Source organism: Shouchella hunanensis, from assembly GCF_028735875.1.
In the GTDB taxonomy this organism is placed as follows: Bacteria; Bacillota; Bacilli; order Bacillales; family Bacillaceae_D; genus Shouchella; species Shouchella hunanensis.
The window spans coordinates 2653344-2671362 of sequence record NZ_CP117834.1 but is presented as its reverse complement, the minus strand read 5'-3'; the positions used below and the strand labels follow the sequence as shown (position 1 = coordinate 2671362).

General features: G+C 41.8%; 16 protein-coding genes. All 16 read right to left on the bottom strand.

Features of this window, described 5'->3' with window-relative positions; translation table 11 throughout:
* Nucleotides 1-49 precede the first annotated feature (49 nt).
* Complete coding sequence (locus PQ477_RS13530; protein ID WP_186370741.1) at nt 50-1381, bottom strand: hypothetical protein; 1332 nt, start codon at nt 1379-1381, stop codon at nt 50-52.
* Nucleotides 1382-1467: 86 nt separating this feature from the next.
* Nucleotides 1468-2559, bottom strand: a complete 1092-nt coding sequence (locus PQ477_RS13525) for a Ger(x)C family spore germination protein (protein ID WP_081762024.1) — start codon at nt 2557-2559, stop codon at nt 1468-1470.
* A complete protein-coding gene (locus PQ477_RS13520; RefSeq protein WP_274272177.1) occupies nt 2537-3607 on the bottom strand; it encodes a GerAB/ArcD/ProY family transporter in 1071 nt (356 codons plus the stop codon). The genes PQ477_RS13525 and PQ477_RS13520 overlap by 23 nt, the downstream gene beginning before the upstream one ends.
* 27 nt (nt 3608-3634) lie before the next feature.
* Nucleotides 3635-5086, bottom strand: coding sequence for a spore germination protein (locus PQ477_RS13515; RefSeq protein WP_274273580.1), 1452 nt, complete (start codon nt 5084-5086; stop codon nt 3635-3637).
* A gap of 231 nt (nt 5087-5317) precedes the next feature.
* Nucleotides 5318-6580 carry a phosphoribosylamine--glycine ligase gene (gene purD / locus PQ477_RS13510; RefSeq protein WP_035393268.1) on the bottom strand — a complete coding sequence of 421 codons (1263 nt, stop codon included), beginning with the start codon at nt 6578-6580 and terminating at the stop codon, nt 5318-5320.
* Between the two features lie 14 nt (nt 6581-6594).
* On the bottom strand, nt 6595-8127 hold the full coding sequence (purH, locus tag PQ477_RS13505; RefSeq protein ID WP_274272176.1) for a bifunctional phosphoribosylaminoimidazolecarboxamide formyltransferase/IMP cyclohydrolase: 1533 nt from the start codon (nt 8125-8127) through the stop codon (nt 6595-6597).
* Nucleotides 8124-8708 (bottom strand): phosphoribosylglycinamide formyltransferase, encoded by a 585-nt coding sequence (gene purN / locus PQ477_RS13500; RefSeq protein ID WP_035393273.1) that lies wholly within the window; start codon nt 8706-8708, stop codon nt 8124-8126. The genes purH and purN overlap by 4 nt, the downstream gene beginning before the upstream one ends.
* Nucleotides 8705-9742 (bottom strand): phosphoribosylformylglycinamidine cyclo-ligase, encoded by a 1038-nt coding sequence (purM, locus tag PQ477_RS13495; protein WP_144558458.1) that lies wholly within the window; start codon nt 9740-9742, stop codon nt 8705-8707. Before purM ends, purN begins: the two co-directional genes overlap by 4 nt.
* Nucleotides 9743-9765: 23 nt before the next feature.
* Nucleotides 9766-11178 (bottom strand): amidophosphoribosyltransferase, encoded by a 1413-nt coding sequence (purF, locus tag PQ477_RS13490; protein ID WP_144558457.1) that lies wholly within the window; start codon nt 11176-11178, stop codon nt 9766-9768.
* Nucleotides 11154-13376 (bottom strand): phosphoribosylformylglycinamidine synthase subunit PurL, encoded by a 2223-nt coding sequence (purL, locus tag PQ477_RS13485; protein ID WP_144558456.1) that lies wholly within the window; start codon nt 13374-13376, stop codon nt 11154-11156. The genes purF and purL overlap by 25 nt, the downstream gene beginning before the upstream one ends.
* Nucleotides 13360-14043, bottom strand: coding sequence for a phosphoribosylformylglycinamidine synthase subunit PurQ (gene purQ / locus PQ477_RS13480; protein ID WP_035393277.1), 684 nt, complete (start codon nt 14041-14043; stop codon nt 13360-13362). The genes purL and purQ overlap by 17 nt, the downstream gene beginning before the upstream one ends.
* The gene (purS, locus tag PQ477_RS13475) at nt 14040-14291 is read right to left on the bottom strand and encodes a phosphoribosylformylglycinamidine synthase subunit PurS (protein ID WP_035393278.1); all 252 of its coding nucleotides are present in this window, start codon (nt 14289-14291) and stop codon (nt 14040-14042) included. The genes purQ and purS overlap by 4 nt, the downstream gene beginning before the upstream one ends.
* Before the next feature lie 38 nt (nt 14292-14329).
* Nucleotides 14330-15037: a phosphoribosylaminoimidazolesuccinocarboxamide synthase gene (gene purC / locus PQ477_RS13470; protein ID WP_144558455.1), complete on the bottom strand. Its 708-nt coding sequence runs from the start codon at nt 15035-15037 to the stop codon at nt 14330-14332.
* Between the two features lie 28 nt (nt 15038-15065).
* Nucleotides 15066-16364 (bottom strand): adenylosuccinate lyase, encoded by a 1299-nt coding sequence (purB, locus tag PQ477_RS13465; RefSeq protein WP_144558454.1) that lies wholly within the window; start codon nt 16362-16364, stop codon nt 15066-15068.
* On the bottom strand, nt 16361-17506 hold the full coding sequence (gene purK, locus PQ477_RS13460; protein WP_274272173.1) for a 5-(carboxyamino)imidazole ribonucleotide synthase: 1146 nt from the start codon (nt 17504-17506) through the stop codon (nt 16361-16363). Before purK ends, purB begins: the two co-directional genes overlap by 4 nt.
* Entirely contained in the window at nt 17503-17994 is a 492-nt protein-coding gene (gene purE, locus PQ477_RS13455) for a 5-(carboxyamino)imidazole ribonucleotide mutase (RefSeq protein ID WP_035393283.1), read from the bottom strand. The genes purK and purE overlap by 4 nt, the downstream gene beginning before the upstream one ends.
* Nucleotides 17995-18019 lie beyond the last annotated feature (25 nt).

Genomic DNA, 18019 nt, shown 5'->3' with positions numbered 1-18019 from the left:
TCCTTTTCTAAAAGGAAGAACCTACGAGTAGGCTCATAGGTGATTGCTTTTAATAAAATAATAGCATGATACTAATGGAAATTGCGGCAAAAAGTAAAGCAAAGGGTACGTTTGTCATCATAATGCGATAAGGATTTTGCTCTGTATGACGTGCTGTCATCGTCACAATAATGCCATATGGAGACATCGTGAATGTTGCTAGGGCGCTGACAATGTACATCACCGTTAACGGTATTGGCATAATTGGCATAAGGATGGGTCCAATGACTTCATGGACAAGTACCATTGAAGCTATGGGATGAATCCCAATCATTGCAAGTAAATAAAAGCTCAACGGGATGATTGCAAGTAATAGTACCGGCTGTTCGCCTAATTGATAAAGGGGTTCTTGCACATAACGAAGCACTTCTGTTTGATTAAGCATTCCGGTAAACCAACCAAGTGAGACAAATAACACAATAAAGGGATGAATGCCCGTTTGTAGCTGTTTCCCTAAGGAAAAAAGACCTTCTTTAAGAAAAGCCCTCCCTTTCCCTAACATGGATGTCCACGCTAAAGAAAAAAGTGGTATAAGCAGGACGACAGTTAAAATAAAGGAAAGATCTAGCCATTCTCCTAGTGCCATAACAAGTATTAAGAAAACGATCACTGCGCTAATGAGCGACCATTTCGAGCGACCACCTTCTTCTTGGAAAACAATAGAGAGTCGTTCATTCTGCCGCATAGCACGCTTTCCTATTTCAACGAACGTCATCAATACTGACAGGAGAAGTAAGTACGGTATAAGAGAAAAGTAACTCTCTCCTGTTAAGCCAATTGCTGTCACAACCATAATTTCCATTGGCATCCAAACAAGCGCTAGTGCATAGCCACGTAACGTCGTTTGGCTTATTAATACATCACGCTCTTTTTTAGTAATGGCAGTTAATTTTTCCTTTAACGTATGTTGCAACAAGGGGAGAACTGACAAGTTCATAAAAGGAACAAATCCATATGTCGTTAGGAGAGAACGTGTATGTAATTTCCCATTTGTAGTTGCCCCTTTAAATAACCATGTCTGTACTTGCTTATCGTAATGGAGGGTTTCAATTGCCGCTTGCATAAGAGGCACAATCGCCACAAAAACAACAAGGGTTAAATTGTTTGAGAATAATGGCGGGATGTCTTGTAAAGATACATTGCTAAAAGGAACGAACAATGCGCCACCAGATAAAAAGGCCAATCCCATACCTTGAAATAAACGATTTGAGCGAAAAAAGGAATAGACGAGCATTGGGAGTGTCAATAAACCGCCTATCCACAGTAATAGACTCGCTTGAAGGGCTAGCCCAATAAAAACAAGTAATAAAATCATTCCGTAGTAAAAGCGTTGCACATTCATTCCTCCGGTTATCAAGTAACTCTGTAATCGTACCTGAAATGTTGCTAATTGACCAGAGTAAACGAATAGAGTGACATTTGTTTTCTTTATTTAACGGCACCCATATTATTAATTTGGAATTGAACATCCACATCGATAGTAGTGAAAGGGTATTCCTCTTCCTTCCACTTTTCACTATCTATTCCGCGAACATGTTGCCTTACAACTTCTGTGACACCAATTGGGTCGAGCTTGTTTTCTTGTAAAAACGTGATCATTTCTTGAAACGCCTCTTGGAAATGCTTTTTAGATTTTTCTTCGAGATCGCTTGTACTAAATTCTTCAATTCCGATTTCTTTTTTTTGTCTAAGAGTACCTTCAATCTTTATTTCTACGGAAATGTTTATTTGGTCATCATCCATGACATTCACTTGCCACTTTGGTTTAGACTTTAAATAGCGGTACACAATCCCTCTATCTTCTCCTAGGGGAACGTACGCATTTCCCTGTGTGGTCTTTTCAAATAATTTTCTAAAATAGCTGCTTTGTTCCAAGTTTATTTCAGTTTTATACTGATCCTCTTTAAAAAAAGCAAGCCCCGTTACCTTTACACGATTGTCAATGTGGTCAATGATAGGCAAAAAAGGATCAGTGCCTGACGCATAATAGCGGTATAAAAACTCATGCATGCTCGTTTTAGGTAACTGTTCAATTTCATTTTTATCAATAAGATTGAGTATGTGTTGTTGAGCCGTTGATTGGAATGGAAACTCAGCATTAAAGAGATCACTTGCATTGCCTCTACTAATCAGCAGCTTTAAATTTTGCTCAATGGTAGGATTTCGCTGAATTGAATCTAACGTGCTAAATAGCCCTTCTTCTTTTGCAAATTTCTCGCTAAATATATGAAGCCTTGTTCGACTTGTATCAACAAGACGAGGGGTTTCAGCTTGTAAACCTTGAAACAATCCAGCGAGATGAGGGTTTTCTATTTTTATTAATTCACTCTCAGGTAGCTTTTCATCCGCAGGCACAATGATGGTTGTAATTCCGGTCGTTTCCACATCTCCGTTGTCTTTCAAATCATGAGCGAGTGCTTGTAAATACTGAATATCTTCATTTAGTTGCATATGGGGTGTGCACGAAGATAAAAGTAATAAAGCAATGAACACCGCACTAAGTATGCTTCTTTTTTGCATGGCGTCTCATCCTTTTTTTAAAAATAAACGTTAGAACCGCGAGAAAGGGGATGTAAAAATACAAGGTGTAAAAGCCTAATTCATTAATGACATGCTGCACCTCAGTTAAGCTAAAAAAACGCCTTCCAAGCAAAGCACTCGTAAAAACAAGGATGACAAGTACCAATAGCCAATGCTTTTGCTTCCAACCGATTGTTCGTTTCCCAAGATAGCTTGCGGCCCATAAATACATACAAATATTTGGCAGCAAGATAAGAAGCCAAATTGAAATACCTAGATACTCCATTCTCCAAACGGATAACGTAGGCCATATGATATTAACTAAGTGATTTTCTGTGAATACAAGGTAAACGAGAATATACGTGAATAAATAAACACACATGCTCAATATAACACCCAATTGTGCCCACTTAGCAGAATGCTTTGCATTTTTAATAAAAGGGAACGCTACTAACAACACTTCAAATCCTAGAAATTGAAACGTCATCTCTCTTGATGCACTCATTACGTCACGTATGGAATGATTCCAAACAGGGGTAAGATTATGGACTTGCAATAGGCCTTGAGGATAATTAGAGTACAGCAATAACGGGACTGTCATAAAAATGGTTAACACACTCAAGCCCATAATGGTTCGAAAGCCTGAACGTGTGAACAGCAAAGCTAGTGCTAGCATAATAAAAATTAAAATTCCATGATACATGTCAGGAAATACCCAAATGATGACCATATCCACATAAATAACAACGATGGTAGAAGCGAACAAACAAAAATAGAGAATAAAGAAAACGTCGACTATCTTTCCGACATACTTACCAAAAAAACGAGTATGAATGTCTGCAATTGTCATTCCATCATCCATGATGTAATAAATGAGACGAATAACCACCAAAACGCTTGCCGCTGAAAACATAATGGCGATCCATCCATCATTTCCAACAATTCCTGCTATACTTTTTTGAAACGTAAAGATACCAACACCAATTTGCATAAAGAACACAAGGAAAAGCGCAAAAAAAGATGAGACTTGATGGTTCTTTATATTCATGGTGAACCTCCTTCCGTCTTCACATGCTTATAATTCTTCAATATCTTGCTTCGCTTTTACTTTTTTATGGCGTGTAAATCGATCTTGCTTCTTTGTCCGTAATGTCTCAGGTCGCTTTCCCTGAAACCAAATAGGCAATCGAAAAAAAGAGTCTTTAAAGTCCTTAATACGTAATGGGTACACAGGTGTTAAATAAGGGTGGCCAAAAGATTTCAAGGTTAGTAAATGATAGATACAAAGCAATAGACAAATGGAAATGCCGATAAACCCATAGAGCTGCGCAAGCAAGATAAACGGAAAACGTAGGAGTCGAATGGTATTTCCCATTTGATAAATCGGTGTGGTAAAGGATGCAAGGGCCGTTAACGCCACGATAATTAAAAGAACACTACTGGCAAGCGATGCTTCAACAATGGCAGTACCGATTACGATACCCCCAACGATTCCGATTGTTTGACCGATTCTTTCAGGGAGTCTTGCTCCTGCTTCCCGTAACAATTCAATCGTCAGCTCTAAAATAAGCACTTCAACAATCGGTGGATACGGAACTTCTATCCTTGTCGCCACCATTGTAATTAGCAAGTCATCTGGTATGAGTTCATGGTGAAATGTTGTAATTGCAATATAGAAAGAAGTGGCAATGACTGAAAAAATAACCGCACAAATTCTTAATAAACGAATAAACATTCCTACTGGCCATTGATCATAGTAATCATCCGGTGAAGAAAAGAATTCAATTAAATTGGTTGGACCAATTAAAGCAAGAGGCGAGCCGTCCAGAACTAGAACGACTTTTCCTTCTGTAATACTTGAAGCAACCCGATCAGGTCGTTCTGTTTCTAATAATTGGGCAAAGGGAGAATTGGGATTATCCGTTATAAGCTGGCTTACTTGTGTAATGTCAACGAATTCATCGTAATCCATGTCTGCAAGTCGCTGCTTTACCGTTTGAACAAGTTGATTATCAGCAACATCTTCTATATAAATCATCGCCAACCTACTCTTGCTTAACCTACCTACCGTCATTTCATCTACAATTAATTCAGGAACCGCAATTCGTTTCCGAATTAAGTTTAAATTCACATCAAGATCTTCAATAAGGCCTTCTTTTGGACCGGCTACGGTGTACTCATTTTCGGTAATCGTTACTTCACGACCATCATGCTTTTTTAATGGTAGGGCGATAAAGGAATTGAGCTTGTCTGGATTTCCAATTAATAGAGCCCCGCGCATAATTTGCGTGCTAAACTCTTCACCTGTATGCACAGATTCTACTCGTTCAATTGGTAAATGAGCTCCTAGTTCTTCAATGGGAACATGTTTATTCGTCTTTATGTATTCAATCACTTTGTGAAAGGAGTGCTTGTCTCTCATAAGAGAAGAGAGGTAATAATAACGCAATGACTGATTAGAGTGCGTCTTGTCAACGACAAAGTCCGCTGACTTCGACAGAGTCGCAATCGTTGTCTGTATATCCATTTTCCCCAAACGAATCCCTCCCCTTTTTCGGCTAAAATGACATCACCTTCATTTAGGAATGCCACAAATAGGTTTTTTTATGTTTCTTCCATACAAAAAACCAAAATCGCCTCTTCTCTAGGCAATTTTGGTCTTGCTTTATCTAGGACTGCCATTCAATTTTGTTAATTACTAGTAACCTTTCCCTAAAAAAACCAAGATAACCCATCCCCTGGCTATCTTGGTTTCGTGTTAAATAGACTGTAACGCTTTATGCGCGATATCTTTACGGTAAAATAAGCCTTCACTCGTAACATATTCGCTTACTTGGTACGCGTGTTGCTGCGCCTTTTCAATGGTTTCTCCTGTACCAGCGACGAGTAGGACTCTACCACCGTTTGTTTTCCAATTTGTCGAAGACTGTTTTGTACCAGCATGGAAAACAAGCCCTGCCTTAGCTGCTTCTTCTATTCCTTCTATGACAACACCTTTTGCATAGCCCTGTGGATATCCTACACTTGCATGAACAACACCCACCACCGCTTCTTTTTTCCATTTTAACTGAACCGGTTGTTCGTTTAGAACACGTAGCATCACGTCAATTAAGTCCGATTCTAAACGTGGCAAGACTACTTGTGTTTCTGGGTCACCAAAGCGCGCATTAAATTCGATGACTTTTGGGCCATGAGCAGTCATCATTAAGCCTGCATAAAGAACGCCAGTAAAAGAGCGCCCCTCCTCCACCATCGCATCGGCTGTTGGTTGTAGAATTTTTCTTACAGCCTCTTCAACGTCATGGTCTGAAAACTGAGGTACGGGTGAGTATGCGCCCATGCCACCTGTGTTTGGACCTTTATCTCCATCATATGCTCGCTTATGATCTTGCGCCGGAACCAGTGGAATGACAGTTGTCCCCTTAACGAATGCCATTAATGATAGTTCTTCCCCTTCAAGGTATTCTTCAATGACGACTTTGGCACCAGCTTCGCCAAACCCATGATCGACTAGAATATGATGAAGTGCACCAATGGCTTCTTCTTCAGTTAATGCAACAGTTACGCCTTTTCCTGCCGCAAGACCATCTGCTTTTATAACAATTGGTGCTCCCTCTGCCCTTACATAACTTGCTGCGGCTTCAAACTCAGTAAACGTTTTTGATACTGCTGTGGGTATACTGTACTGATGCATTAATTCTTTTGCAAACGACTTAGATCCTTCAAGTATGGCCGCCTCTTTCCTTGGACCAAATACAGGTATCTCTTCAAGCTCAAATCGGTCGACTAACCCTTCTAATAAAGGAATCTCTGGTCCGACAATAACTAAGCCAATGTCACTTTGTATGGCAAACTGCACAAGTGCATCGTGATCGGTTGATTCAAGCCCAAGGCAAACCCCAAGGTCAGCCATGCCATCATTACCTGGCGCTATATAGACCGTTTCAACAAGCGTGCTGTTTGCTGCACTCCAAGCAATCGCATGCTCTCTTCCACCGTTTCCAATGATTAATACATTCATGAATCGTGTCCCCCTTAATGTTTAAAATGACGTAATCCAGTAAACACCATCGCAATGCCATATTCATCTGCCTTTTGGATCGATTCATCATCTCGAACAGATCCTCCAGGTTGAATAATCGCTGTTATGCCTGCTTTCGCTGCTGTTTCTACTGTATCACCGTAAGGGAAAAACGCATCAGATGCAAGCACCGCCCCTTTTGCTCGCTCGCCTGCCTGTTCAATGGCTATTGCTGCAGAACCAACACGATTCATTTGTCCAGCACCAACACCGACTGTCATCTCACCATTAGCTAAAACGATGGCATTTGATTTGACATGCTTGACGACTTTCCATCCTAAAGATAACGCTGTCCACTCTTCTTCAGTCGGCTCGCGCTTTGTCACAACATGAAGTTCCGCATCATCCAACCCTAGCGTATCTTCTTCTTGTAACAATAAGCCACCGTGAATGGACGTCAGCTTATCTTCTGTTTCGCCTTTATCTACTGCTACTTCTAGTAAGCGAATGTTTTTTTTCTTCGTCAAAATCGCTTTCGCTTCTGGGCTAAATTGTGGAGCAAGAATGACCTCTAAGAAAATCTCACTCATTGTCTGTGCTGTTTCTTTATCCACTTCACGGTTAAGGGCTACAATGCCACCAAATATTGATTTTGAATCTGCTTCATAAGCGCGATTAAAGGCGGTAGCAATTGACTCGCCAGTTGCTACACCACATGGATTCATATGCTTAATGGCAACAGCAGCTGGTTCTGTAAATTCTTTTATGACTTCAAGTGCCGCGTTTGCATCATTAATATTATTGTAAGAAAGCTCTTTTCCATGTAGCTGTTTCGCTTTTGCAATAGAAGAGGCTGATCCAGTGCTTTTCTCGTAAAATGCCGCTTTTTGATGGGGATTTTCACCATAACGTAAGGCTTGCTTATGAGTGTATGTAACAGTAAACGATTCTGGATGACGCTCGCCCACCGCTCCTGTTAAATAAGAAGCAATTAGAGCATCGTAAGCAGCGGTATGGCGAAATACTTTAGCAGCTAGCTTTTTACGAAAAGAACGTTGTTGCTCATCGCTTTCTTCTAAGCTAGCAAGAACGGCCTCGTAATCAGCTGGATCCACAATAACTGTCACATCCGCATGATTTTTCGCTGCAGAACGTAGCATACTTGGCCCACCAATATCGATGTTTTCAATTGCATCGTCAAAAGAAGCATCTGGCTTTGCAATCGTTTCGGCAAATGGGTAAAGATTGACAATTACGTAATCTATCGGTGTAATCGCTAATTCGTCAATTTGTTCCATATGTTCGGTTTTATCACGTCTAGCAAGTAATCCGCCATGGATGGAAGGGTGTAACGTTTTCACTCGCCCATCTAAAATTTCTGGGAAAGCTGTGACGTCCGATACATTCTTTACTGGAATTCCTGCTTCTTCTAACGAGCGCTTTGTTCCACCCGTTGAAAGAATCTCGATATCCTTTTCTACTAGCCCATTAACAAATGGTATCAGTCCATCTTTATTTGATACGCTTACGAGTGCACGTTTTTTCATTCGTTTTCTCCCCTAGTCTTTTCTGCCACAAGCTGATTGACAACCTGTGGGTAAAGTTGGTGCTCGACTGCTTGAATTTTTTTTGTTAATGAAGCATGATTTTCATCTAACGCAATCGCTATTTTTTCTTGGGCGATCACCGGACCTGTATCCATGCCTGCATCGACATAATGGATGGTAACACCAGTTTCCTTTGCTTTTGCTTCAAGTGCTTGTCCAACTGCATCAAGACCTGGGAAATGCGGCAGCAAAGAAGGATGGATGTTTACGATTCTTCCTTCATACGCTTGCAAGAGTACAGATCCAATCAGACGCATATAGCCAGCTAATAGGATCAGCTCTACTTTAGCTGCGTTTAATCGTTCAATCAAGTGTCCTTCATATGCTTGTTTATTTACAAAGCTGTTCGGAATGACTTCTGCAGTCTCTACTCCTAATTGACTTGCTTTTTTAAGAACAGGCGCCTGTCGTTTATCGCTGACAACGAGTACAACGTCTCCTTTAGCTGATCCATTTTGTGTTTGTTTAATCAGATTCTCCGCATTTGTACCAGAGCCAGAGGCAAAGATCGCTAGCCTCATGGCTGAATACTTCCAATTGTAATACCTGATTGGCCAGTCACTCTACCAATAATATAGGCTTTCTCTCCAGCGTCTTCTAGACAGCGAATTGCTTCATGAAGGCGTTCTTCTGTTACTGTAAGCACCATACCAATACCCATATTAAATGTTGAGAACAGATCCTGATCCGACAACGATCCTTGATCTTTTATAAATGAAAAAATCGCAGGAATTGGCCATGATCCATAATCAATTTCTGCGCCTAAACCTTCTGGAAGCATTCTTGGGATGTTTTCATAAAACCCACCACCCGTAATATGTGCTGCCCCTTTTACAAGCTGCGACCGGACAGCTTCAAGAACAGGTTTGACGTAAATTTTAGTCGGTGTAAGCAGTTCCTCCACAAGCGGCTTTCCTAGCTCTTTAGGAACACTCTCCAACGAAAGACCGGCCTGTTCAAGCAATAGCTTACGGACAAGCGAAAAACCATTTGAATGAAGTCCACTTGAAGCCAAACCAATAAGTACGTCACCAGCCTCGATAGACTGTCCAGTGATCATCTGGCTTTTCTCAACGGCACCGACAGAAAAACCAGCTAAATCATATTCTTCTTCACTGTACATCCCAGGCATTTCCGCCGTTTCTCCGCCAATGAGAGCACAACCTGCTAATTCGCATCCGTCTGCAACACCCTTGACAATTGCTTCAATTTTAGCAGGATCGGCTTTGCCAAGAGCTAAATAATCTAAAAAGAACAGCGGCTCTGCTCCTTGAACAACGATGTCATTCACACACATGGCAACTGCATCTTGGCCGATTGTATCATGCTGATTCGCCATAAAGGCAAGCATAAGCTTCGTTCCCACACCATCTGTCCCCGAAACAAGAACAGGTTCTTTCAGCCCTAGATGGGATAAGTCGAAATTCCCACCAAATCCACCTAAACCACCTAATACACCTTGTCGTTTTGTCCGTTCTACATGGGCTTTCATACGTTTTACAGCTTCGTAACCAGCTTCTATGTCAACGCCTGCTTGTTTATATGCTTGTGACACATTGAATTCCTCCACTTCTTCTCTTAAAGTTTTGCATGTGGATGTAGCGTATCCGCATAAATTTCCGTTGGGTACTCTCCTGTAAAGCAAGCTAAACATTGTCCGCAGTTATGCATCGCTTCTGAGCGACCAATTCCTACTTTTAACCCTTCCGTTGATAAAAATGCCAAGCTATCGGCACCCATCATTTCTCTCATTTCTTCGATTGAATGAGAAGAAGCAATGAGTTCTTCTGTTGTTGATGTATCAATGCCATAAAAGCACGGATTCTTTATTGGTGGTGATGAAATACGGACATGAACTTCAACGGCACCGGCTTCTCGTAACATGTTGACAATTCGTCTACTCGTCGTCCCACGCACAATAGAGTCATCAATCATAACGACACGTTTTCCTTCTACCACACCACGAACAGGGGAAAGTTTCATTTTAACGCCTTGCTCTCTTAACTCTTGTGATGGTTGAATGAACGTTCTTCCGACATACCGGTTCTTAATCATGCCAAGTTCATAAGGAATGCCCGCTTGTTCTGCATAGCCAATGGCTGCCGAAATACTCGAATCTGGGACACCTGTCACCACATCGGCTTCAATTGGAGACTCAATTGCTAACTGCTTTCCTAAACTTTTTCGAGCCGTATGAACGTTGATGTGATCCACATTCGAATCAGGTCTTGCAAAATACACATATTCCATACTGCAAATAGCACGATTGCCAGGGGAAACAAAGCGCTCGCTTCGCATCCCTGTATCATCAATGACTAATAGTTCTCCAGGCAATACTTCACGCTCAAACGATGCCCCTACAATATCAAACGCACATGTTTCAGACGCAACCACATAAGCATCACCTAACCGTCCAATCGATAGTGGACGTAATCCATTTGGGTCTAACGCAACCATTAATTGGCGTTCATTTAATACGGCAAATGCATAAGCACCTTTTAAAGAGGAGAGCGCATTTTTCATTTGATCTTCTAAACTATAATAGCCGCTACGTTTTATTAAGTGAGCAAGCACTTCCGTATCAGACGTCGATTGAAAGATCGACCCCTGTGCTTCAAGTTGATGTTTAAGATGATTCGCGTTAACCAAGTTTCCGTTATGAGCAATAGCTAGGCCGCCTTTTTGCGAGTTGAAAAACAATGGCTGAACGTTCGCATAGCCACCCCCACCTGCTGTTGCATAGCGAACATGCCCAATCGCTGCTTTTCCGTGCAAGCCCGCTAAAATATCTGGATTAAAGACATCATTTACGAGACCAAGCCCTTTGTGAGCAGAGAGTTTTTCGCCGTCAGAAACGACGATACCAGCTCCCTCCTGCCCACGATGTTGTAAACTGTGCAAGCCGTAGTACGTTATTTGCGCGGCATCTTTATGGCCAAATACAGCAAACACACCACACTCTTCATTTAATCCTTTGATTTCAGCAAACATGGGATAGCCCCTTTCCAAGCTGACTCAAGTTCTTTTACCGCAGCAGACAGAATGGTTTCTCCATCCGTCGTTATTTGAAGCGTTTCCTCTGCTGTTACAGTTCCAATACGCTTTGCATCGCGAACGACTTGTTCAAACTGCTGTCTGTGCGCTTCTTTTACTGTTACAACAAAGCGTGACTGACTTTCAGCAAATAAGTCGGCTACATCATTCGTCCAATTCACTTGTGCGCCAAATGATGTTCCGAATAGCTTTTCTGCAATGGCGACAGCCATTCCACCCTCAGCAACATCATGTGCAGAAGCAACGATGCCTGCTCGAATCGCAGATAATAATTGCTGTTGACGATCTTTTTCCACTTCTAAATCAATGGTTGGTGCTTTTCCGGATAAATTGCCTTGGATTACTTTTTGGATCTCGCTCCCACCAAACTCTGGCTTCGTTTCACCAATGACGTATAAAATGTCTCCAGCCTCTTTTACCGTTTGCGTTGTAATGTATGACACATCTTCAACGAGACCAACCATACCAATAACTGGCGTTGGGTAGACTGCACCTCCAGAGCGTTCATTATAGAGCGAAACATTCCCTCCAATTACAGGTGTATCAAGCACTCGACACGCTTCACTCAAGCCGTCTGTTGATTTTTCTAGTTGCCAAAAAATCTCTGGTCTTTCTGGATTCCCATAGTTTAAGCAATCCGTCACTCCAAGTGGTATTGCACCTGAACAAACAATGTTTCTTGCTGCTTCTGCGATCGCAATTTTTCCACCGACTTCAGGATCTAAGTATAAGTAGCGTGAGTTGCAATCTGTTGTCATGGCAAGTGCTTTCTTTGTTCCACGAATTCTTACAACCGCAGCATCTGATCCAGGCGACACAACCGTATTCGTCTGCACCATATGATCATACTGCTGGTAAACCCACTCTTTGCTTGCAATCGTTGGTTGTGCAAGCAAGTGAACAAGCGTTTCTTTTGCATCAGAAATAGTTGGTACAAATGGTGCTTCTGCTTGAAATTCCTCAAAATAAGCTGGCACCTGGGATGGTTTGTGATAAACCGGGGCATCTTCCGCAAGTGCATCTACAGGCACGTCCGCAACCACTTCTCCGTTGTGAAGAAGACGTAAGCGACGATCATCCGTTACAACACCAACTTCAACAGCATGGAGATTCCAGTGTTCAAAAATGGCTTTAATTTCGTCTTCTCGCCCTTTTTCTACGACTAATAGCATTCGTTCTTGTGATTCAGATAACATCATTTCGTAAGGCGTCATGCCTGTTTCACGCTGAGGAACAAGATCTAAATTCATTTCAATACCAGAACCTGCCTTACTCGCCATTTCTGCTGATGAAGACGTTAGTCCTGCTGCACCCATATCTTGAATTCCAATTAATGCGTCACATTTCACCACTTCAAGGCATGCCTCAAGAAGCAGCTTCTCCATAAATGGATCCCCCACTTGCACAGCTGGCCGCTTTTCATCGGATGAATCACTTAATTCTTCTGACGCAAACGTGGCGCCATGAATGCCATCTCTACCAGTACTTGCACCTACATACATAACTGTGTTGCCGATACCTTTAGCCTGTCCTTTTTGAATATCCTTGTGATCAATTAAACCGACACACATCGCATTCACGAGCGGATTCGCTTCATAACAAGGATCAAATTGGACTTCTCCGCCCACAGTCGGCACGCCTATACAATTGCCATAGCCAGCAATACCCGCTACTACTTCTTCAAACAAGTACTTTACTTTAGGTGACTGTAGCTCTCCAAATCGTAGAGAATTTAACAAGGCAATTGGACGAGCACCCATTGAAAACACATCACGTAAAATTCCACCAACACCTGTTGCCGCGCCTTGATATGGTTCAATCGCTGATGGGTGATTGTGACTTTCAATTTTGAATACAACCGCTTGCTCGTCTTCAATATCGATAATACCAGCACCTTCACCTGGTCCTTGCAGTACTTTTTCACCATCTATAGGAAATTTTTTCAACAAAACTTTCGAATTTTTATAGCTACAATGCTCGGACCACATGACAGAGAATAAACCAGTCTCCGTGAAATTTAAAGGGCGCCCGACAATGCTTTCCGCTAACGTAAATTCTTCATCCGTTAATCCCATTTCTTTATAAAGTTTTTTCTCTTTAATTGTTTCTGCACTTGGCTCAAGAAGTAGTGACATAAGATTCCCTCCAGTTGGATAAAATCGATGTAAATAGCGCCAGACCTTGCTGATTTCCGAGTAGTGAATCGACAGCTCGCTCAGGGTGTGGCATCATACCGAGCACATTCCCTTGTTCATTTACAATTCCGGCAATTTGCGCTTTTGAACCATTTACATGCTCGTTGTAGCGAAAAACGATTTGCTTGTTGGCTAGCATTTTCTCATACGTTTCATCATCACACTCATAATTCCCTTCACCATGGGCAACTGGAATAAGGACGGTTTCGCCTTGCTTGTAAGAAGATGTGAATACTGTCTCATTGTTTTCAACTCGAAGCTCGACATTACGACAAATAAATTTTAAGTCAATGTTACGCTTCATTGCTCCTGGCAATAAGCCTGACTCTAGTAGAATTTGAAATCCGTTACATACACCTAGCACCGGCTTTCCAGCGTTCGCTGCCTCCACAACAGCCGGCATAATAGGAGCGAACCGAGCAATTGCACCCGAACGCAAATAGTCTCCGTGGGAGAATCCACCTGGCAATAACACAGCATCATAACCATCTAATGATGTCTCAGTATGAAATACATACTCTACCTCTTCACCTAATCCATCTTTAATAGCATGGTACATGTCGGCATCACAGTTGGAACCGGGAAAGACAATGACTGCAAACTTCATGATGGGACAACCTCCTCCACATCAAAGCGATAATCTTCAATAACCGTATTCGCAAGTAGCTTTTCACACATTTCTTTTACTCGCTCATCTACATTTGCCACATCTTCAAGCTGTAGTTCTAAATACTTCCCAATTCGAACATCTGCTACTTCTGCATAGTTCATTGTGTGGAGTGCATCTTTTACAGCAACTCCTTGTGGATCTAAAACACTTTCACGTAATGTTACATACACCTTTACTTTATACATGTCGTTACCCCCATAGGTAGATTAATAGTTTGCTTGTTTTAAACGGTGAGTCGATTTAAAATCTCTTGATAACCTTCTTGAAGATTACCAATATTACGTCGAAACAAATCTTTATCAAGTCGTTGGTTCGTATCTTTATCCCACAATCGACATGTATCAGGCGAGATTTCATCCGCTAAAAGGATCGTTCCTTCTTTTGTGCGTCCGAATTCAAGTTTGAAATCAATTAAACGAACGTTAATACCGTCAAATAATTCACTCAACTGTTCATTGACCGCTAATGCCATCCTTTTTAACGTTTCTACTTCATTTTGACTTGCTGCTGCTAAAAGACCGATATGGTCCTCAGTGATCAAAGGATCACCGAGGGCATCGTCTTTATAGTAAAATTCAACAATGGGTCTTGGAAGGGCTGTTCCTTCTTCTATACCAAGACGTTTTGCCATACTGCCTGCTACCACATTACGGACAACCACTTCTAACGGGATAATTGTTACTTGTTTGACAAGCTGTTCTGTGTCAGATAATCTCCGAACAAAGTGAGACGGAATCCCCTGCTCGGCAAGACGCATAAAAAGATGCGAAGAAATCTCGTTATTTAGCTTTGCTTTGCCTAGAACTGTATCTTTCTTTTCACCATTGAATGCTGTTGCTTCATCTTTGTACTCCACCCAAAGTGTGTCTGCTTCTTCTGTCCGATAAATGCGTTTTGCCTTACCTTCATAGAGCAAGTCTTGTTTTGTCACGTTGTCATCAGCCCTTCGTTAACGAATTTTACTCGTTTATTCCTAAACGATTAAAAATGGTATCCACGTGTTTCATATGGTGTTCATAATTAAAGCACTCATCTAATTCTTCATTCGAAAGCACGTCGGTAATTTTCGGCTCATTTTCAATGAGTTCGCGGAATTGCACGCCTTCTTCCCAAGCTTGAGTCGCTTTTGGCTGAACCAAATCATACGCTTCTTCACGTACCATCCCTTTATCAATTAAACTGAGCAATACACGCTGGGAATAAATTAATCCGTACGTACGTGTCATATTTCGCTTCATATTCTCAGGAAACACCGTTAAATTCTTCACAATGTTTCCGAAACGATTTAACATGTAATTTAATGTAATGGTTGCATCTGGTAAAATAACACGCTCAGCTGACGAGTGAGAAATGTCACGCTCATGCCAAAGTACAACATTGTCATAAGCAGTATTCATATAGCCGCGAATGAGTCGAGCCAAGCCGGTCATATTTTCAGAGCCAATGGGATTTCGTTTATGTGGCATTGCTGATGAGCCTTTTTGCCCTTTGGCAAAAAACTCTTCTACTTCTCGAAGTTCGCTTTTTTGAAGTCCACGAATTTCAACAGCGAATTTTTCAATCGACGTAGCGATAAGAGCTAAACTCGCCATATATTCCGCATGACGGTCACGCTGTAGCGTTTGTGTAGAAATTGGCGCTGGATTTAGCCCAAGTTTCTTACAAACAATTTCTTCTACACGTGGATCAATATTTGCATAGGTTCCGACAGCTCCAGATAGTTTTCCAAAACGAACACCTTCTGCAGCATGTTCAAAACGTTCAATATTACGTTTCATTTCTTCATACCATAGAGCAAGCTTTAAACCGAACGTCGTTGGTTCAGCATGGACACCGTGAGTACGGCCCATCATAATGGTAAATTTATGTTCGTTTGCTTTTTGTTTAATAATGTCTAAGAATCGATTAAGATCAGCTGCAAGAATATCATTTGCTTGCTTCAGTAAGTAGGATAACGCTGTATCAACAACATCTGTTGATGTAAGACCGTAGTGCACCCACTTGCGTTCTTCACCCAATGTTTCTGAAACGGCTCGAGTAAATGCAACAACATCATGGCGCGTTTCCTCTTCAATTTCTAAGATTCGGTTCACATCGAAGCTCGCATTTTCACGAATTTTTTTCACATCTTCTTCCGGAATTTCGCCAAGCTCCGCCCACGCCTCACACGCAACAATTTCCACTTCTAGCCACGCTTGATAACGGTTTTCATCGGTCCAAATGGCACCCATTTCAGGACGAGTATAACGTTCAATCATTCTATTTCCTCCAAGACTTTCATTTTTTTCTCCCAAAAGGCATCAAGGGTTTGCAAACACCTTGTTGTATCTTCTCCGAGCACTGTTAAATGACCCATTTTCCGCTTCCATTTGGCTTCTTTCTTTCCATATAAATGAAGGGAAATGCTGTTCAGTTCATTCAAACGTTCCATAAGCGGTGCAACATGCTCTCCGAGTAGATTTTCCATAACAGCAGGAGTTAGCAACGTCGTTTCCCCTAGTGGTAACCCACAAATGGCACGGATATGCTGTTCAAATTGAGAGGTCTTACAAGCCTCTATTGTATAATGCCCAGAATTGTGCGGTCTAGGGGCAAGTTCATTCACAACTAATTTGTTCTCAACTGTTACAAACATCTCAACCGCTAACGTCCCAACCACTTCGAGTCCATCAACAATCTGCATGGCAATTTGTTTTGCTTTCTTTTCCACTAATTCACTAACACGAGCTGGCACAATCGTACGATGCAAAATACTGTCTTGGTGTTCGTTTTCCACTACTGGAAAAATCGCAATCTCACCATGACGAGATTTTGTTGCAATCACTGAAACTTCACAAGTAAAGGGAACAAAAGCTTCTAAAACAAGCTCACCATAAGTAAGGAGGTTCTCTGCGGCCTCTGTCAGTTCATCCCATGTATGAACCACTTTCTGTCCTTTTCCATCGTAACCACCTCGGCACGTTTTCAATACCGCCGGAAAGTTCGTTATCGCAACGGCTTCTTCTAGATCATGAAGAGATTGAATAGAAGCAAACGGAGCAACAGGCACATGAAGTTGACGTAATGCCTGTTTTTCCTTTAATCGATGCTGTGTTGTCGCCAGCACTTGATATCCTTGTGGAAAGTCACTAACCGCCAATAATTGCGCGGCTGCTTGTTCATCAATATTTTCAAATTCATACGTAATGACATCACTCATTGCTGCCAGTTCTTTGCAAGCTTCATAATCATCGTAAGAAGCCGTAATGACATGATCTGCCACTTGAGCACAAGGTGCGTCCGGAGTCGGATCAAGCACAGCAATTCGATACCCCATTGCTTTTGCAGACAACGCCATCATTCTCCCTAGCTGACCACCACCAATAATGCCAATCGTGCTTCCTGGTTGAACAATGGTCATTGTAAATCACCCCGATGATCCATCACCGTCTGTCTAATTTTTTCTCTTCTTGCCTGTAAGCGTTCCTGTATACGTGTATCTTCTATTCCAAGAATTTGTGCTGCCAAAAGTCCTGCATTCGTTGCTCCTGCTTTTCCAATTGCAACAGTAGCAACCGGGACACCTCCAGGCATTTGTACAATCGAAAGAAGAGAATCCAATCCATTTAATGCCTTCGATTGAATGGGCACACCTATGACAGGTACTGTCGTTTTAGCGGCTACCATACCAGGTAAGTGAGCTGCGCCTCCCGCTCCAGCAATTATCACGTTTAGTCCTTTATGAAGGGCTTGCTCTGCATATTCAAACATTAAATCTGGCGTTCGATGAGCAGAAACAACTTCTTTTTCATACGCTACGCCTAATTCATCTAACACATCACATGCATGTTTCATCGTCGGCCAATCTGACGTGCTTCCCATTATGACGCCAATTCGTGGTTGGTTCATCTTCATCCCCCGATACCTTTTTCTA